The organism is Clostridium massiliamazoniense, from assembly GCF_001403635.1.
In the GTDB taxonomy this organism is placed as follows: Bacteria; Bacillota; Clostridia; order Clostridiales; family Clostridiaceae; genus Sarcina; species Sarcina massiliamazoniense.
Map to the genome: position 1 here is coordinate 424,143 of NZ_LN879466.1, position 20,750 is coordinate 444,892.

12 protein-coding genes are annotated in these 20,750 nt (G+C 24.2%); 5 read left to right on the forward strand and 7 right to left on the reverse strand.

Going from position 1 to position 20,750, the window contains the following annotated elements; genetic code table 11:
* The first annotated feature begins 470 nt into the window (after positions 1 to 470).
* Together ARA19_RS02945 and ARA19_RS02950 are read left to right on the forward strand one after the other, a co-directional pair.
* On the forward strand, positions 471 to 2,750 hold the full coding sequence (locus ARA19_RS02945; protein ID WP_055069451.1) for an immunoglobulin-like domain-containing protein: 2,280 nt from the start codon (positions 471 to 473) through the stop codon (positions 2,748 to 2,750).
* Positions 2,751 to 2,992: 242 nt separating this feature from the next.
* A complete protein-coding gene (locus ARA19_RS02950; protein ID WP_055069452.1) occupies positions 2,993 to 10,768 on the forward strand; it encodes a hypothetical protein in 7,776 nt (2,591 codons plus the stop codon).
* Between the two features lie 125 nt (positions 10,769 to 10,893).
* Here the strand turns inward: ARA19_RS02950 and ARA19_RS02955 are convergent, their stop codons facing one another.
* From ARA19_RS02955 to ARA19_RS02985, 7 genes are all read right to left on the reverse strand, one after another.
* Positions 10,894 to 11,334 (reverse strand): hypothetical protein, encoded by a 441-nt coding sequence (locus tag ARA19_RS02955; RefSeq protein WP_055069453.1) that lies wholly within the window; start codon positions 11,332 to 11,334, stop codon positions 10,894 to 10,896.
* Positions 11,335 to 11,347: 13 nt separating this feature from the next.
* Positions 11,348 to 12,040: an ABC transporter permease gene (locus ARA19_RS02960; RefSeq protein WP_055069454.1), complete on the reverse strand. Its 693-nt coding sequence runs from the start codon at positions 12,038 to 12,040 to the stop codon at positions 11,348 to 11,350.
* Entirely contained in the window at positions 12,033 to 12,944 is a 912-nt protein-coding gene (locus ARA19_RS02965) for an ABC transporter ATP-binding protein (protein WP_055069455.1), read from the reverse strand. The genes ARA19_RS02960 and ARA19_RS02965 overlap by 8 nt, the downstream gene beginning before the upstream one ends.
* Positions 12,945 to 13,056: 112 nt before the next feature.
* Positions 13,057 to 14,343, reverse strand: coding sequence for a hypothetical protein (locus ARA19_RS02970; RefSeq protein WP_055069456.1), 1,287 nt, complete (start codon positions 14,341 to 14,343; stop codon positions 13,057 to 13,059).
* 92 nt (positions 14,344 to 14,435) lie between these two features.
* Positions 14,436 to 15,104 carry a LytR/AlgR family response regulator transcription factor gene (locus ARA19_RS02975; RefSeq protein ID WP_341381616.1) on the reverse strand — a complete coding sequence of 223 codons (669 nt, stop codon included), beginning with the start codon at positions 15,102 to 15,104 and terminating at the stop codon, positions 14,436 to 14,438.
* A gap of 576 nt (positions 15,105 to 15,680) precedes the next feature.
* The gene (locus ARA19_RS02980) at positions 15,681 to 15,860 is read right to left on the reverse strand and encodes a hypothetical protein (protein ID WP_055069458.1); all 180 of its coding nucleotides are present in this window, start codon (positions 15,858 to 15,860) and stop codon (positions 15,681 to 15,683) included.
* A complete protein-coding gene (locus tag ARA19_RS02985) occupies positions 15,844 to 17,160 on the reverse strand; it encodes a glycosyltransferase family 2 protein (RefSeq protein ID WP_055069459.1) in 1,317 nt (438 codons plus the stop codon). Before ARA19_RS02985 ends, ARA19_RS02980 begins: the two co-directional genes overlap by 17 nt.
* A 396-nt stretch (positions 17,161 to 17,556) precedes the next feature.
* Here ARA19_RS02985 and ARA19_RS02990 point away from each other — a divergent pair, with 396 nt between their 5' ends.
* From ARA19_RS02990 to ARA19_RS17750, 3 genes are all read left to right on the forward strand, one after another.
* On the forward strand, positions 17,557 to 18,123 hold the full coding sequence (locus ARA19_RS02990) for a beta-class carbonic anhydrase (protein WP_055069460.1): 567 nt from the start codon (positions 17,557 to 17,559) through the stop codon (positions 18,121 to 18,123).
* 489 nt (positions 18,124 to 18,612) lie between these two features.
* Positions 18,613 to 20,232 (forward strand): amidohydrolase, encoded by a 1,620-nt coding sequence (locus ARA19_RS02995; protein ID WP_055069461.1) that lies wholly within the window; start codon positions 18,613 to 18,615, stop codon positions 20,230 to 20,232.
* A 338-nt stretch (positions 20,233 to 20,570) separates the two neighbouring features.
* A complete protein-coding gene (locus ARA19_RS17750) occupies positions 20,571 to 20,723 on the forward strand; it encodes a hypothetical protein (RefSeq protein WP_197276556.1) in 153 nt (50 codons plus the stop codon).
* Positions 20,724 to 20,750 lie beyond the last annotated feature (27 nt).

Genomic DNA, 20,750 nt, shown 5'->3' on the forward strand with positions numbered 1-20,750 from the left:
AATAAATGATAAACAATATGCTCCTAATAAAACTAATAAACATAGGTATCTATAAGATTTATTTTTAATATTTATTTTTTTGATATTATTTTCAGACAATTTTTTCACCCCATTTTGGAATATTTATATTAAAAAATAAATATATCCTTGTAAATATATTTAATCAATACAAAATTACTAAAATGTTTATTTATTACATTAAAATGTTTGAAGTTAGAGTAATTTTTAATTCAGTATAATTTATAAATAAAGCATTTTAAAAAATAAATTAGTCATGAAAAATAAAATAAATATTTATAACATTAAGTTAAGTGTTAATAAAATGTAAAATTTTAATGAAACATTTTAGACAATAAAAAATACATATGAGCTTATAGTTATAGATTTAAAATTAATTTTACTTTAGAATAATCAATAATATATTATAAGTGTAATTTTACAAATATAAAAAAGAAAAAGAGAGAGAGAGTATGTCTAGAAATATAAAATTAATAACATCAATAGCTACTTTAGCTATTGGAACATCAGTAGCTGCACATACAATGCAGAATATACATACAACACAAAATACATATACAGTACAAAATAAAAAACTTTTAAATAATAATTTAGCTAAAAAAAATACTAATGTAAAGTCTACAGAGAATAAAGAAGGGAATACTTTATCAAATCAGACTTTAATTACTAGATCATGGAGCGAGTCATATAATAATATTACGTATTCGGGTGGAGTTTTAGGATTTAATACAAGTGATATGAGCTTAAATTTTGATTTATATTCAGATACTGGGTTGGGAATTTCCTATTATTCTCCGAAGCAGTTGTATGTAGAATATGAATTATTAAATCCTGAATTTAAATCCCAAGGATCAATTACTGTTCTTAAAAGTGGAAAGACAGAGACTGTGGGAGGTAGTTGGAAAAATAAAAAATTTTCTTACGGTGATATTCTAGTATCTACAGATGGACCAGGCGTTACTTCAGGAATTAAAGATGGTGGAAATCCTCAAATGTTTGATAAAAATAATGTGGTTAATTCTGGATATAATAATTCAAATATGAAGTGTTATTTTAAAATAACTCCAAATGGATTAGAAAGAATGTATGGATTCTATGATATCAATGGAAATAAATATTATTTAAATAATGGTTTAATACAAACAGGATGGCAAACAACCAATAATGTAAATTGGTTTTATTGTAATCCTATAACTGGAGTAGTAGAAACAGGATGGCAAACAATAAATGGAAATAAATACTACTTTAATAACTCTGGAATAATGCAAACAGGATGGCAAACAATAGAAGGGAAAAAGTATTATTTTGATTTAAATACTGGTATTATGTATATTGGTTTCAAAAATATAGATGGAAAGATTTATGAGTTTAAAAATAATAACCCTAATATAGGAAGTCTAGAAGGAATTGTTTCTATTAGTATAAATGGTGCGGAGAATATAAGTATTAATTTAGGCTCAAAGTTTAATCCAATGGCTGGTGTGACCTTAAATGATATAGAAGATCCTCAAGCTAAAATTTTAGTAAATGGAACTGTAGATACAAATATGCCAGGAGTATATAAATTAACTTATACAGTTAAAGATAATTATGGACAAACAGTTTCAGTAATAAGAGATGTAGTAGTTAAAGGTTCTAAAACTGAAGATATATATTGGGATAATAACAGTCTAGTTATAAATGGAGATATTGTTTTAAATAATAAAGAAATATCTAAAAATACTCCAAAAGAAATAATTATAAAAAATTCAAAAGGAAATATTGTTGCAAGTAGCAATACTGTAGCAGTAAATTGGTATTCAAAAGATAAGAATGATTACACAGGATATCAAGGAATATTTACAAATGAACAGTTATCAAATTTAAATCCTAATGAGATATATAACGTTTATATTAAGATGGATGGAAGTGAAGTACCTATTTCAAATGATATAGTATTAAAATCTGATAAAAATTATACAATAGCTAGTAAAAATGGTGAGTTAACTATAGAAAGTAATATGAAAAAAATTAGTAATGGAGTTATATATGAGACAGGCTACTTCACTGATTATGGATACGTTCTTAATGGTAATTTATATTTAAATAATACTATATTTAATAAATCAGATTCAAAAATGTTAGTAATAAAAGATGCAAATGGAAATGTTGTTGATAAAGTGAAGTGTGCATCAATGAATTGGTATTCAAGTAATAGTAATAATTATTCAGGATTCCAAGGGATATTTACTAATTCAGAATTAAATAAATTAAAAGCTGGAGAGAAATATAGTTTTGAGATAGAAGTAAATCAAAATGGGAAGACATATACTTTCCCAATAAAAAATGAAGATAATTTTGTTGTAAATACAGGTATAAATTATAATATAGCAACAAATTCTGAAAATGATTTAACAATAGTTAAAAAGATACAAAATGAAAGTATAAGTTCAGGTAAAACAACTGTAGAAGATGAATACTGGGAACCTTATGGATATGTAATGAATATTAAAGTTGGTGATAACAAAGAAATACCTAAGGGAACTAAGATGCAATTAATAAGTAAAGACTCAAGTGGAAAAGTAGTCTTAACAGTAAATGGTGTAGATGTAAATTGGTATTCAAATAATGAAGATGATTATAATGGATTCCAAGTAATAATAGCACATGATCAAGTAAAGAATATTTTAGGGAAAAATAAATTATATGCTAAAGTTATTTTAGATGGACATATACAAGAGTTCGCTATTTAATTTAAATGATATTTAATAAAGTTTAAAATAAAGAAATCTTAATAACTATAATATATAGTTATTAAGATTTTATTTTAGTGAAATGTTAATTTTATTATATTTTAGGTTGTTGAATAAACAAAATTTGTAAGCTTAAAATCGGATATTTAATAGATTTTCAAATATTTATTCTAATTTATATCTAGTTTTAATAAAAAGTTATGATATTTACACACAACATTGTAAAAAGAAAGGAAATACAAATGAATAATAAAAAAATATTATCAATAATTACATTAGCAGGTGTGGCAAGTATAGCAACACAATCTATAACTGCTAATATTCCTCAAAGCAGCAATAAAATTTTAATGATTAATAGAGGGAATAATCAAAAAAATACAACTTCAGATAATAAAGCAATGAAAGATACAGATACAAATATAGATCAAGGTTTTAGTAATAAATTAAGTATAGAAAATAATACTATAACTATAAACAATGTTTGGAGACAAAATATTGGATATTTAAAGTTTAACCCAGAAACATCAAAAATAGAATTTATTAAAGGGTGGGCAGAGAGTAATCCATATTTATCAGCGAATGGTGAAGAGTTTTCTATAAGTTTATATAAAAGTAATGGAGAATTAATAAAGTCAGTTCAAGTAAATGGTGGTGGGGAATACCCAGAAAATAAATTTTATAATGCATTTAATAATTTAAGTTATTCTTATGGTGATATTCTTGAAATAAATTATAAGCAATCAAGTAAAATAAGTATATCTAATTTTAATGGACAGAAGAATTATGAGGTAAATAAACCTATATCAATGGAGATAACAAAAGGTGGATTAAAAGAACTTTCTAATAACTTAATTGTGAATCCGATATATTTTGATTTAGGAAGTAATAAGATTAATGTATCAGGAAAAGCAATTCCTAATTCAGTGGTAAATATATGGGTTTATAATAAAGATTATATAACTACAGCTAATTCTAATGGTGAATATAATTTAGATGTAAATGCTAATAAAAATATAACTACAGGAACAATAGTTAGAGTGTTTAATGAAGGAAATGTAGAAGTACAAGAAAGTGTAGAATTGAATCCAAATAATTATAAATTGAATTATACTAGTATTTCTTTAAATGGATATTGGGGAGGAGCTCCTTACTTAGTATCGAAAATTGGATTTAATCAATATACAAAGAAATTAGAGGTTGAAAATAAAGGCAAGGATTATTTTTCATGGAGTCCAAATAATCCAGCATATGAAATAACTTTGTTAAATAAAAATGGTGAGGTAATAAAATCAGAGTCATATAATGGTTCAGGATGTAGTCAGAATGTATATAATGATTTTAATGGATTAAGTTTTGAATATGGAGATTCTATAGAAATAACATCATATGGTCTTGATATGTCTTTAAATAATCCAAACGGAAAAGTAGATAATATGCCTGGAAATTCTACTAGAACAGTAGAATATGAAATAACACAAGAAGGTTTAAAAGAAGCAGGTAATAACTTAACTGTAAATCCTATATATTTTGATTTAGGAAGTAATAAGATAGATGTGTCAGGTGAAACAATACCTAATACAATGGTGAATATATGGGTTGAGGGTAAAGATTATACTACTACTTCAAATTCACAAGGTAAATATAATTTAAATATAGAAGCTGACAAGGATATTACAACATCAACTAAAATTGAGGTATTTGTTGAAGGAGAACAAGGCAAATTTTTAACTCCTATAATAAATCCTAATATATATAAAATTATTAAAAATAATATAACATTAATAGGAAATTGGTATGGAGGAATGTATAAGGCTGCAAACATATCCTTTGATCCAGAAGATATGAAATTAAATGTAACTGGAAATATGGGAGATTATTTTGCTAGTGGTTCAGGAAAAGCTTTTGAAATATCGTTATATTCAAAGAATGGCTCATTAATAAAGACAGAAACTTATAATAATAGTAGTCAAACAGAAAATTTATATAATGATTTTAATAACTTAGGATTTAGTTATGGTGATATTATTAAAGTTAGTTCTCTAGGTGAAGGAGAGTTAAAAGTAAGTAATTATGATGGACAAAATAGTTATTTAGTAAATAAATCTGTTCAAATGACAATAACAAAAAATGGATTAGTTCCATGTAATTTTAGTGAAATTAAGATTAATCCTTTTGATGTTTTAGGAAGTGGAAAAGTAACATCAGGAACTCTTACAGGAACAATTGCAGCACCTAATCAGACAGTATATGTAACTATAGATGGTAAGACTTTTAGTGGAAAATCTAATGATAAGGGAGATTTCTCAATTAATATATCAGATTCTAATGGGTTTACAAATACTACTAATATTTTAGTAGAAACATCAGATGAAATTGCTACTGTTATTAATCCTACTGCAAATACAAAATTAGGAATATTAAATTCTAATATATTAGTTCATGGTGAAGATGGAGTAATTGCACAAGAAGTAAGCTTTAATCCAGCTAATATGACTGTAGTTAAATCTGCACCTTGGGGAAATAATTTTGCTGCTCAACTTATAAATGGAAAAACAGGAGCTGTTATAGCAAGTTGTGGCACAGGTGATTTTACTGCATATACTTCAAAAAATAATTTAAATGGTGCTCATTTTCAATATGGAGACATAATTTCAGTATATGAGACTGAGCAAATGAAATTAACAAATGGCTCTTTATTATTACTTAATGGAAAAACAGGAATTGACTGTGTAGATTGTTTTAAGTCTTTTAGAATAACACCAAATGGATTAGTACCAGTAGAAAATAAAAATTTAACTACATCTCAAGTATTATATACAGGAACTAAAAATTTAAATTTAACAGGTAAAACATTACCTAATACTAATGTAACAGTATCTTATGGAGATATAACTAAGGTTGTTAAATCAAATAGTAATGGAGATTTTTCATTAGAAATACCATTTAGTGATACTCAAATAGGAAAAGAAGTTAGAGTTTTTGTTAATAACGAAAATAATGAAAATTTAATAGTAAAATATGACTCTAAACTTATTAATATAAATGCTAATAGAATAGAGGTTTTAAATAATACAAATCTTCCTATTTTTAATATAAGTTTTGATCCACTTACTAATAAATTAAGTGCAGTACCATATCCTGGAGGAATGACTTATACAGGTGTATTTTTTGAGAATGCTTTAAATATAAAACTTATAAATCCAACAAGTGGTAAGACTATATATTCTTTCAATGGAAATAAATTAAATAATATTAGTGACTTTATAGCTAATATTAATGGTAAAAGCTATAAACAAGGAGATATAATTGAGGTTTCTTATAATCCAACTTTTGTTAAAACTAATGTATATGATGGAAAAACTAGTATAGGTAATACAAATGGCTCTAAAGAGTACTTTGAAATAACAAATAAAGGTCTTGTAAATCTAAATGATAAATTTGTTAATATAAAGCCATTAAATATATTAAGTTCATCTAAGGTAACAGCAGCTACTGTAGAAGGACAAGTAAAGCCAAATAGTTCTGTAGAAATATCTATTAATGGAGATGTGTTCAAAGGAACGAGTGGTGAAAATGGAAACTTTAGTATTCCGATAACTGATAAAAATGGATTTACAAGCAACACTAATATAGTAGTTTCTTCAGAAGGGTATATACCTACAACTATTAATCCAACAATGGAATCAACTATAGGATTACAAAATAGCTATATAAATTTTTATAATTCTCAAGGTAGTTATGGACAAATATCATCAAGTATAGGATTTAATCCAGAAACTATGGAATTTGTTGTGAATAATTATGCTAATAGTTTTGGAAAAGGAGATTCACACTATTTCAATTTTGATTTATATAGTAATAACGGAAAAGAATTATTAAATGCATCAATAAATAATGGTGCAACATCAGCAGTTACAAATGCAATTAATAATAAATCTTTTAATTATGGAGATATAATAGGGTTAAGTTATAATAGTGAAATTTCTAAACCAGCTATTTTAAATGGAAATCAGGTATTAGGAAATGTAAATGGTGAGGAAGAGTATTTTAAAATAACAAAGAGTGGACTAGTTCCAGTTAATTTTGGACAAAATGCATATACAAATAATGTTTATTGGAATGATAGTAATTTAATTATAGATAGTAATTTAGCTGATGGACAAAAGGAAGATGTTTTAAATGCTAATAAAAAATTAGTTATTTTAAATTCTAATGGTCAGGTTATAGATTCAGTAAATACCAGTGAATTAAACAATAATCTTTCAAGTGTACAAGGAGTTATAAAAGAATCAGTTTTAGATAAGCTACATAAGGGGGAGAACTATACTTTTGCTCTAGATATAAATAATGAATTATTCTCAATAAAAGTAGCATCAAATGTTCAAAGTAATTCTAAATATTTATTGGAAGGAAATGAAAATAATGTTCTTTCAATAAGTACAGCTATAGAACCAGTAGTTACTATAAGTAATTCTAATGAAATATCAGATTATCTTAATAAATTAAATTCTGATATTAAGTCACAAGTAGGCTCTAATATAAATAGCAACACTATGAATAATAGTAAGTTAAATTCTGAAATTATTGCAAGAGAATTTATAACAAGAATTGGAGTAAATAATTTAGAAAGTTTATATAATAAAAGCGATGCTAATAAAGCTTTTGTAAATTGGGTTTTAAATAATGATACTGCAATGGAACAATATTTAGAAGGAACAAATCCAACAGGGATAAATGTAAAGGCACTTCAAGTATGGTCTGATATATGGAATAAATATACTAATTCAAGATCAGGGTTTAATTTAAAATTAGCAATAGCTACAGCTATAAGTAATGCAAATCCAATTATGGCTTGGCCAAGCACACATTATTATGGATATGGAGATACAGTAACTGTAGGGAGTCCTGTTGAAAGATATAATATATTCGAAACATTAAATGCAGAAGGTGGAATGCTTCCTATATTTAAAACCTTAGATGTTAAACATTTAGAGTATGTTGTTGATACAAATATAGCTAATTCTCAGATAATGGAGCTAAGATCTATAATAATGCAAAACCACAATGGTTATGTAAATTCAACTAATAGTGGATTAAATAACATAGCCTATACAATAGACTATGAGATGCATAATCCACATACAGGGCAAAGTGTTGATGCAAATTCAGATTTTTATGGACCTCATCCTAATATGGCGGATATTTGGTATGATGGTGGAGTTTGCTATTCAATAGCATTATTAGGAGCAGCGGCATGCCAGGTATTTGGAATACCAGCACAACCAGAAACGCAAGATGCTGGAGCTCATAAAGTGTTTATTTATTATAATAATAATAAAGAATGGAATATAGGGAATAATATTTTTGGGCTATCAAAAACCTTTGGTGGAGATATTAGTGGATGGTCTAATGGCATAGCTACAGGACCTAATACTGCAAATTATGATTGGTTATATGAAAAAGCTAACACACCAGCATTAATAAAATCAAATGAATATTTATGGCTTGCAAGTTCTGATATATCATATCAAGATAAAATGAATGCAATAAATGAAGCTATAAAAATACAACCATTAAATTTAAGAGCTTGGCTTGATAAAATTGCTTTAATGAAAAAAAATCATACCCTTACAGTACAAGCATACGTTAATCTTTATAATGAAATTATAAATACATTTAAAGATTATCCAATGCCTATGTATGATGCATTATTACAACTTAAAGATGTTATACTAAGCAATGGTACAACAACACAATATAGTGATTATATTAATTCAATAAAAAAGGCATTAAATTCAGTTACTAATTCCCAACAAGCACCAATTGCTAAAAATCTTATTAATTCAATGTCACAGCAAGGTCTTGTAAACGGAGAAACTCCTTTAATAAATTCTAAAATTAATATTAGCAATGTTTGGAATCAAGCTCTTGGAACAATAGGATTTAATCCTATCAACATGCAAATAACTGTTAATAAAGGGTGGTCAGAGGTTAATCCATATTTAAATGGTGAAGCATTTAGTATAGGATTATACAATAAAGATAATGAATTAATTAAAAGTTTAACCTTAAAAGGTGGGGAATATCCAGCAAATTCACTATATAATACATTTAATAGTTTAGGATTTAAATATGGTGATAAAATCTATATAGATTATAAAATAAGTTCTAAAGTAAGTGTTTCACATGTATATAAAAATGGAGTTTTAGATAATTCATATAATGTAAATAAAACTAGTGTATTTGAAATAACCCCAAGAGGTCTTGTATATTTAGGAAATAACCTTCAAGATTCTTTAGAAAAGGCTACTCTTAATATAAGTACAGTTTATTCTAATGGAGAAGTAGTTAAAGGAGATAAGTATAATTACAAAGAAACAGGTTTAATTGGTGATTCTATTAAAAATGAAAGTATACCAACTTTAGAAAATTATCATATTGATTACGTAACAGTTAATGGAGTAAAGACTGATATTAATCAGTTACCTAAATATTATTTAGGCAACAATATGAATATTGTTTATCATATGGCTAGTGATAGTGAATATAAATTAAATATTGATGTTAAAACTGAAGATGGAAAAGTTTTAAATACTATGCCAGTTACTTCTTATGCTGAAGGTGATAAAATTTCAATAAGTGATAATAACTGGGATAAGAAAGAGTATAAATTAGATTACATTCTTGTAGATGGGGTTAAAACTCCAGCAGATAAATTACCAATAGTTATGCCAGGTAAAAATCTTAATATAACTTATGTTGTTGAAAAAATTTCAGGTATTACCCAAAGTAAAGGAAAAACAAAGGTTAGTGAAAGTGAAAAAGAGAATCATAGTAAAAACACTGATAATACTAAAACTAGTAGTTCAAAAATAAATCATAATACAGGAAGCAGTAAAAATGACCAAGAAAGCTATAAATCTAAAACTGAGGATATATACTGGGATAATAATAGTTTAGTTATAAATGGAGATATTATTTTAAATAATAAAGAAATATCTAAAAATACTCCAAAAGAAATAATTATAAAAAATTCAAAAGGAAATATTGTTGCAAGTAGCAATACTGTAGCAGTAAATTGGTATTCAAAAGATAAAAATGATTACACAGGATATCAAGGAATATTTACAAATGAACAATTATCTAATTTAAATCCTAATGAGATATACAATGTTTATATTAAAATGGATGGAACTGAAGTACCTATTTCAAATAATATAGTATTAAAATCTGATAAAAATTATACGATAGCTAGCAAAAATGATGAATTAACTATAGAAAGTAATATGAAAAAAGTCCCTAATGGAGCTATCTATGAGACAGATTATTTCACTGATTATGGATACGTACTTAATGGAAATTTATATTTAAATAATACTGTATTTAATAAATCAGATTCAAAAATGTTAGTAATAAAAGATGCAAATGGAAATGTTGTTGATAAAGTGAAGTGTGCATCAATGAATTGGTATTCAAGTAATAGTAATAATTATTCAGGATTCCAAGGGATATTTACTAATTCAGAATTAAATAAATTAAAAGCTGGAGAGAAATATAGTTTTGAGATAGAAGTAAATCAAAATGGGAAGACATATACTTTCCCAATAAAGAATAAAGATAATTTTACTATAAATACAGATGCAGATTATAATATAGCAACAAATTCTGAAAATGATTTAACAATAGTTAAAAAGATACAAAATGAAAGTATAAGTTCAGGTAAAACAACTGTAGAAGATGAATATTGGGAACCTTATGGATATGTAATGAATATTAAAGTTGGTGATAACAAAGAAATACCTAAGGGAACTAAAATGCAATTAATAAGTAAAGACTCAAGTGGAAAAGTAGTCTTAGTAGTAAATGGTGTAGATGTGAATTGGTATTCAAATAATGAAGAAAATTATAATGGATTCCAAGTAATAATAGCACATGAACAAGTAAATGATGTTTTAGGAAAGAATAAATTATATGCTAAAGTTATTTTAAATGGGCATATACAAGAGTTTGCTATTTAATTAAAGCTTAAAATGAAAAAATTATGAAATAATCATGGAGAGAAAAAAGACTCTATATAGAATTGTATAAATACAATTCTATATAGAGTTCTTTTATACTAGATTTGAAATAATAGAGTCAAAAGTTAATTTGGAATAGTTAAAGTTGCATTATTGTTATTAACTTTAATAGATAATGTTAATGGATATTTTGTATCATGTTTAAAATCATAATTGATTGATAGTTCATATTGTTGTCCACTTTGATATATGTCATTATCCGATGAAATATTTATTTTATATTCATTAGATGGAATAATTTTGTTATTTTGGATTAAAGTTATATCATTATTTTTCAATGCTGGAATACTTGTATTTGAAGTATTAATAACAGTAAAATTAACTGCTTGATCATTTAAAACTCCTGATGAACCATTCATTAATATTTCATAATCTCCTATTGTTGCTTGTGGTCTACTAAATGTTGATGTAGTTATAGGAGGTTTACCTGTTGAAATATACTCATATACCATTCCTCCGCCAATAATTACTATTAGTGCTATTATTATCTTAAATTTTTTATTCATTTATATCTCCTTATTAGTTAATAGATTTTTTATTAAATAAAATTAAGCTTATTATTAATCCTATTATTATATAGATAATTGAAATAAAAATTATATGAAATTCATTTTTTTCTAGAATATCAATTGATAAATCGTTTACTATATTTATTATTCCTAATTTATCTAAAAATAGTTTTGAAACTATATATATAGCTAAAAAAATATACGCTACATATGCAGATTTATCTAAACTTATAGATATAATTAATCCTATAATTGCTAGAGCCATTAAAGGTATTATTAAAATGTAATTATATATAATAATAGGTAGAATTCCATGAATCATATTTTTACATAAACATAATGTACTTATAAAACCTATTATTAAATTTAAACTTAACATAATAATTGCATTAATAAAAAATATTATAAATTTACTTATTATAAATTCATTTCTAGTTATAGAATATATAAGTGATAATTTTATAGTTCCATTTCCATATTCATCGCTTATATATCCACCAAAATATACAATGATAAATAATATTAAATTATAAAATGCAATATTTTCAAATAGTATGAAAATTTCTTTTTCAGAAGTAATTATTCCTTTTTTATACATATATAAACTTAATATTATAGATAATATATTAATCGCAAACATAATTATGTAAATACTGTATGTTTTATATAATTTATAAAAATCATTTTTTATTATATTAATCATTTGTTTCACCTATAATATCCATAAATTTATCTTCTAAATTTAAAGAATTTCTTTCAAAATAACTTATATTAAATCCTTTTTGAATAATTTCTTTATGCAATTCAAGAGCTTTTAATTTTGTTTCAATCACTAGCTCTGAATCATTTAATAGAATTTTTGTACCTATATTTTTTTCTTCCACAAACTTCAATATTTTAGTACATTCATCAGAAATTATTTTTATTGTTAAATTTTTACTTCCAATAATCTCTGATATTGTACCTTCTCTAATTTTAGTTCCATTTTTTATTATTATAGCTCTATTACATATAAGTTCAATTTCGTGTAATAAATGTGATGAAATTATAACAGTTTTTCCATATATGTTAACAATATTGCTTATAATTTTTCTGATTTCTATAATACCAGAAGGATCAAGTCCATTAGTTGGTTCATCTAAGATTATTATTTCAGTATCCCTTATAAGAGCCATTGCTATTCCAAGTCTCTGTTTCATACCTAATGAAAATGTTGAAACTTTATCGTTACTTCTTCCAACTAGTCCAACAATTTTAATAACATCTTCTATGGAATATTTAGAATTTTTTTTAGATAAGTTCTTCATAATCTTTAAATTTTCATATGCTGATAAATTATAAAATAAACTTGGAGATTCAATTATTCCTGAAATCTCAGATAATGCTTTTTTTAATTCATTATCTATGGAATAAGAATTTATATAAATTAATCCAGAATCTTTATTTACTAATCCTAGTATAAGTTTCATAATGGTACTTTTCCCAGCTCCATTTGGTCCAAGCAACCCAAAAATATCATTTTTATATACATTGAAGCTTAAATTTTTTATAATTTCTTTTGAGTTATATTTTTTATTTAAATTTTTTATTTCTAAAACTTTTTTCATTAAAAAACTCCTTCTATATTAAATAACTTTTTATAATGTAATATTTTTAATTGTTAAATAAATTTTTCAAATAATTTAAATTACTTTTTAGACTTAAATTTATTTTTATTACTTAAATTTGAGAAGAATTAATTTTAATTTTTTTTGTGTGTTCTCTAACAATTGTTTCTCCTTCTTCTAAGTTTAAATGATACTTTTTAGCGTATTCTAGTGCCTCCTGTGAAGGATGATGTCCTTTAATTAATTTCCTTTTATGAGGTAATAGTTTTATGGTTTTTTCTATTTTAGGATTATTTGAGGGAACTTTATCTCTTGTGTGTGTATAAATACCTTTACGTATGTTAATTTTATAATTATTTTCTATTTTATATATTAGATTTATATTGGATTTTAGAATAGGACTATTACCATTATAAGTTAAGTATTGACCTGGATAAATTTCAGATGCAGTCAATGGATCTATAGTAGGCTCTATACAATAAAATTGTAGTATAATTTCTAAAATTCTAGTATAATTTTTATTAACAAATAAAGTGTATTTATCTACAAGATTTATAAATAATGGATAAATATTACCTGCTGATTCATAATATATAAGTATCCAAAGTTTATTATTTATTATTTTTTCTCTAATTATAATATCACCAACACCATTATAATTTACATCTTTTATAATAATTCCTTCTTCTGGTAATAAATACTTTCTATTCTTAAAACAATTATAAATTTTTTTGTCCATAACTATTATTTCATCTATTGTATAACCATCAAAAAATAATTCTACTAAAAAATTATTATTTATATCCATTACACTATTAAACATATGTTTATCTAAATGATACATATATGCAAGTCGAGAAAAGTTAAATAAGTTTCCATCAAATCTCCAATAATAGTTTTTACAATTATTTTTTCGATTGTCTATTAAATTTTTATAATAAATATCTTTATATAAATTATTTAATTTTAGGTTTAAATCTTTCATTCTTATCTTTTTATTATAACTTTTAATATAGCTAAATCTAGATAAGTCTACTATACTTATTACAAAGGATGCAAATAAATAGTCTTCAAACATACTTACATTATTATTAAATATATAGGTATTATTATTTTGGATAGAACAATTATCTATATTTTCATATAAATATGATACATAACTACAAACTATATTATAAATTTTAAGATATTCATCAACATCTAATGTTCTTATAAATTTCTTTAAATGAGAAAATACTTTTCCATTATCATTAATATCTAATATATTTATAAATAATTTATCTATTATTTTAGTATCCTCTAGTCTGTTATTATTTATTAAATATATATTTAATTTTTGATACAATTCTTCTATATTATATTTAGATAACTTTTTATACCTTTCCTTATAATCTTCCATATATTTACTCCCTTTTTTAGATAGTTATTAAATCTCTAAAAATTAAATTTATAATAAATTATTTATTTTATAGAAATAGTTCTCTTTGATACTTAGCTAAAAACGACTTTATTATTATTGGCTAAATAATCAAGTAATTTATCTTTTACTTCAGTAATTTTTAATCTACTTATTGGAATACTATAATTATAATTTAAAATTAAGCTTTCTTTGTTCATTTCTACTATATGTTCTGGATTTACTAAAAATCCTCTATGACATCTTATGAACTTACTATTATTTAATTTTTTTTCTAAATTAGTTATCTTGTCATAGAAATCTAATTTCCCATTTTTTGTAACAGCAGTCACCATTCTATTATTTGTTTCAAAAAATAAAATATCTTCTATATTTAATATTTTTAATCCAGCTTTTTTGTTTATGCAAAATAAATTTTTTTCAATTTTATATATCTTATTCAAAACTTTTAAAAATTCCTTTTCTATTTTTTCTTTATCTATATCTTTTAAATCTTTGTCTGTAGGTTTTAATAAATAATTTGATATTCCTATGTCATAGCCTTCTAATATATATTTTTTACTTCTACTAAAAAATATTATTTGTGTAGTACTATTGATTTCCTTTATGCATCTAGCTATATAAATCCCTTTTTGCATATCTAAATCTACATTAATAAAAACTATATTATATTGGTTATCAATATCTTTAAATTTAAATAAAAACTTTTCAGGTTCCTCAAAGATATCAATAATAACATCAATATTTTTTTTTTAGATATATTACTTAATATACTAAATACTTCTTTGTTAAAATTTTTTTCTATATCACATATTGCTACATTTATCATTTGACTCTCCTTGTTATTTTATAGTCTAAAAACTATTTATACTTTATTTAGATATTTAAATTTTAAAATAATATTAATAATAAATAATGATTATTATATGCTATAATATTATATAAAAGTAATTAATAATAAATAATAATTATTATGTAATATTATAATATATTATATAATAATTATTATGTAATATTATAATATATTATATAATAATTATTAGTAATATTTTCATATAAGTGGTATAAATTGTTCTATATTTGTAATAAAATGATGTAATAAATAATTTAATTTACTTATTATGTAAAATTTATATGGATATATGAATAGACTTTAAAATTTAATTCTATTAAATTTTAAGTATTTTTCTAATACTTTTAATATTGTAATTAAGTAATCAAAATATAATAATATTTATGCAATATTGAAATATCTTTTTGGTTAAACAAAAAACATCCAACTAAATAAAATAGCTAGATATTTTTTATTTATTATATTTTTATTTTGCAACCATTTTTATAATTAAGTTTAATACAACTAAAAGTGGAATAAATATATACATTAAAAAGGTAGGTATTAATAATCCATAATTTTTAAGATGATATATTTTTAAAGTAAATACAGCTGTAATAAATATTAATATAAGTAGGGTAATAAAAATTTTAACTAACTTCATCATCATCTTTTCCTCCATACATAACATGTTTTTCACTCATATTATGTGCTGTTTTATCCCAAGATACCTGTGGAAAGAAACATGTAAATAATCCTTGAACTTGAGCTGCTACGTAAACTATAGCAGAGTAGAAGAAAGCTATATATATTCTAAAAAATCTTATTATTTTTAATGGAATACTAACTTCTTTAGTAAAAACAATTTTACCTTCAGTTAATATACATGTTATTGGGAAAATAAAATAATTAATTATTTCTAATATTAGCCACAGAGGTAAGAAGGACCAAATACGGGGAATATCTTTAGTTACTAAAGGATCAACTATTCCTAGTAATATTATTAATATAGTAATTGGTGATCTCATCATAGCAAATGAATAGATTAAAGTTTCCAATCTATTTAATATATCTCTAGTAGACTTAATTTTAAACAATCCTATTAACTGCTTTGGTAATGTTGAAAAAGCTACTCTCCAATGTCCTTGTGACCATCTTAATCTTTGCTTATGACTAGCAAGGATACTATTTGGTTTTTCATCATAAACAATAGCTTGGTGATTCCATAAAGTTTTCTTATTAGCTAATGTTAATTCTACTTGTAATTCAAAATCTTCTGTATATGTTCTAGGATTCCATCCATGTTCTTTTACATAACCTGTATTTAATGAGAATCCTGTTCCACCTATAGTAGAATTTAATCCTAATCTATGCTTAGCATACTGTATAGTTCTATTAGCAACAAAATATGAGGCTGAATATCCTGATGACATAAAGGAACTTAAGATATTTTTAATTCCTAAGTATCCTTGAACAACTGTAACATCATCTTTTCCATAAGTTAATATTTGTGAATTCATCTCTTTTAAAAAGTTTTTATTAATGATATTATCAGCATCTAATATTACTATATAGTCATAATTTTTCCATTCAGATTCATTATTAAAATATTTTTGAAGAACATAAGGTTTACCCTTAGGTTCATTTGGATCAAACTTTATATCTAAAGTTCTATTATATTTACTTGCTATATCAAATGTATTATCAGATGAATTATTAACTAAACATGTTACTGAAAAAAGTTCCTTTTTATAGTCTAAATCTTTAATCTTTTTTAACGTATCTTCAATTACATTTTCCTCATTACAAGCAGGAATTAAAAATAAGAATTTAAGATTATCTTCCAATATATCATAATCTCTAGTAGGCCTAAATAAACCAAAGAAACCTAATACAGAGTAAAATAATAATTGTACAAATATCATTAATATTAATATTAATGTTATATAAAGAATAATAATTTCCATATTTTTCTCCTTTCAGAAAGATTTTTATGTTTTATAAAAATAGCATAAATAAATTTTAAATAATATAATATATGGTTAAAATGTTTATATAATAATTTAAGATGTTAATATAGATAGATTTTAAATCACTATTTTTATAATTTTAATAATTGAAAATTCTAAATTTAACTATAATTGTAATTAAGGATGAGATTCATTTAATTGAAGAAGAGCATAAAATAATTGCTGAAGCTTGGATAAAAGCTATGGATATATAATTAAGAACTGAAAACTTTAAATTTCTTTAAGGAAATTCATCTAAAAGGATTTTTCTCTATTTTATATTATAAGTTACTATATGAATAAAAAATATTTATATAGTATAATTAAAAAAATACCAAAGATAAGAGGTGTGTTATGGAGAAGAAATTAATATTAGATGAAATATTAGACTTTAATAAGGAATTTGTTGAGAATAAAGAATATGAAAATTATAAAGCATCAAAGCTACCAGAAAAAAAGGTAGTAGTAGTTTCATGTATGGATACTAGATTAACAGAGCTTTTACCAAAGGCAATGAACATTAAAAATGGTGATGCTAAAATGATTAAAAATGCAGGTGGAACTATAGTTCATCCATTTGGAAGTGCTATAAGAAGTATATTAGTTGCTGTTTATGCCTTTGATGCAGAAGATATAATAATTGTAGGACATCATAATTGTGGAATGAGCAATTTAAATACTGAAGACCTTACAGATAAAATGAAAGAGAGAGGCATATCAGAAGAGGTATTTGCTACTCTTGAGAATTCAGGAATAGATATAAAAAGATGGCTACAAGGTTTTGAGTCAGTGGAAAAAGCCATTAAAGGAAGCGTTAATGTTGTTAGAAAACATCCATTAATGCCAAAGGAAGTAAGAGTTCATGGACTTGTTATAGATCCAGAAACAGGAAAACTTGATGTAGTTGTAAGAGGAATTTAATTCATATAGAATAGCTAAATTAATTAAGAGAGTAAAATTTCTTATTAATTTAGCTTTTTTAATTAATTAGAGATATAATATTTTAATTTTTATAAATGGTAGAAAGAGATTTAAGTAATATTTAAATTGAAATAATATTCAAATTATAAGTTATAAATTATAAAGAGAGATAAGGTTAAGAGAGAAATTTACTGTATTTAAATGTTTAGCTAAATTAAGATAAAAGTAAGTATGAAACTACTTTATCTTAAGTTTGCAAAAAGTAATACTACAGCCTTTAGTGAGGAGATAAAGAATGTTAAGAATTATGTTCAGTATTGATTTGGTTGTAAAAAAATAGTAATATTGTAATGAGAATAAAAGGAAAATTTATACTGTTTTTAGATATAAAGTTGTATTGAGGGAAAAGAAATAATAATCAAGTTATTACTTATAGAAGAGGTAGTATTTTAATCTCTAGCTTTGAGATAAATTGGGGAGGATATTATTATGAATAAAAAAATTTATTTTAATGGAAATATAATTACAGTTGATAAGAAAAATTTTATTGCTGAAGGTATTGTAGTGGAAGATGGAGCAATTAAGTTAATTGGTTCTAATGATTTAGTACTTAAGGAAAAGGAAAATGCAAAGCTTATAGACCTTAAAGGAAAAACAATACTTCCAGGATTCATAGATCCTCATGGACATATTATAGCTCTTTCTCAATCATTAATGTTACTTAATTTTAAAGAGGTAAAATCTATAGATGAATTTATAGAAAAAATAAAGGAATATATTAAAAGTAATAAGCAAAAGGAAAATGAGTGGATTATTGGTTTAGGTTATGATAATTCAAGTTTTGAAGATGGTAGACATCCAAACAAATTTGATTTAGATAAGGTGTCTAAAGAGATACCTATATTGATAACTCATGCATCAGGTCATGTGGCAGTTGTTAATTCAAAGGCTTTAGAGCTTTTAGGGTATAGTGGCGAAGATTATGAAGTACCAAAGGGAGGAATAGTACAAACTGTTAAGGAGAGTAAAGAAGCTTTAGGGATTTTAGAAGAAAATGCATTTTTAGATAGTGAAAAGAAGGAAATTATTCCTGCTCCAACCTTTGAAACTTTATTGAATTTTTTAGTTAAAACACAAAAGTTATATGCATCTTATGGAGTGACCACTTGTCAAGATGCCAGTATAGATAAAAATAATCATGAATTATTAAAGATAGCATCAAAAAATAATATGATAAAAATAGATATTATAGGATATGTTATTCAGCAATTTACTAAGGAGCTTTTAAAAAATACGGCAACTATAGATGCAAAATATAATAATCATTATAAATTATTAGGTGGAAAAGCATGGCTTGATGGTTCTCCACAGGCAAAAACAGCTTGGTTAACAAAGCCATATTATGTTGTACCAAAAGATATGGATAAAAATTATTCAGGGTATAGAATACAAGAAGATGAAACTATAATTGAATATTTTAAAAGTTGTATAGAGAATAAATGGCAAGTAAATGTGCATTGTAATGGTGATGCTGCATCTCAACAATTTATAGATTGTTATAAAAAAGCGATGGAAGTAACAGGGAGTAAGGAAGATTTGAGACCTGTTATGATTCATGCACAAACAGTAACTTATAATCAGCTTGATGAAATGAAAAAAATAGGTATGATACCAAGCTACTTTTTAGACCATATATGGTATTGGGGGGATTACCATTATGATTCTGTTTTAGGGCCAGAAAGGGCTGAAAAAATAAGCCCAGCTAATTCTACTTTAAAAAGAGAAATGAATTTTACTTTCCATCAAGATCCACCAGTTGCAATGCCTAATATGATGTTAGCAATACATAATGCTGTAAATAGAAGGACTCAAAGTGGTAGAGTTCTTGGTGAAAATGAAAAAATTTCAGTAATGGATGCAATAAGGGCAGTAACTTATAATGGAGCTTATCAATGTTTTGAAGAAAATATAAAAGGCTCCTTAGAAGTTGGAAAATTAGCAGACTTAGTAATTTTAGACAAAAATCCATTAGAAGTTCCTGTAGAAGAACTAAAAGATATAAAAATTATAGAGACAATTAAAGAAGGAAATACCATATTTAAATTATAAGTTTGTAAGGAGAAGAGGATGTATCAAACTACAGATATATCCTCTTTGATTTTTATCTAGCTATGAGATAAAATAGTCATTTTGACAGATATCTGTTATAAATAATATAGTGAAGATAATTAAATAGATTTATTCTATAGTCAATGCTTGTAATACTTTTTATGTCTTATGAGTAATAGGTAATTTTGTTTAATAACTAGAATATGAGTAAACTTACATATTTTATAAAGTGGAAGTGAATAGTATTATAGTTTTGTATAAGTATTACTAAGTGATGAGATGGAATAAAAATTTTAGTTAAATTAAATATGTAATTGTAGTGAGAGGAGAAAAAGTAGATGAACAAGAATATTGAAATGATGAAAAAGATAATAGAGGAAAAAAAGAAAAAGGGGATGAATGGAAAAAGTTATGGGAAGGCTCAAAAAACAATAGGGAAAGCCTCAGGAAGTATTAGAAGTAATAATGGTGGAGGTTTATTTGATAAGTAAACTTAAAGAAAATACAAAGGAGAAAAG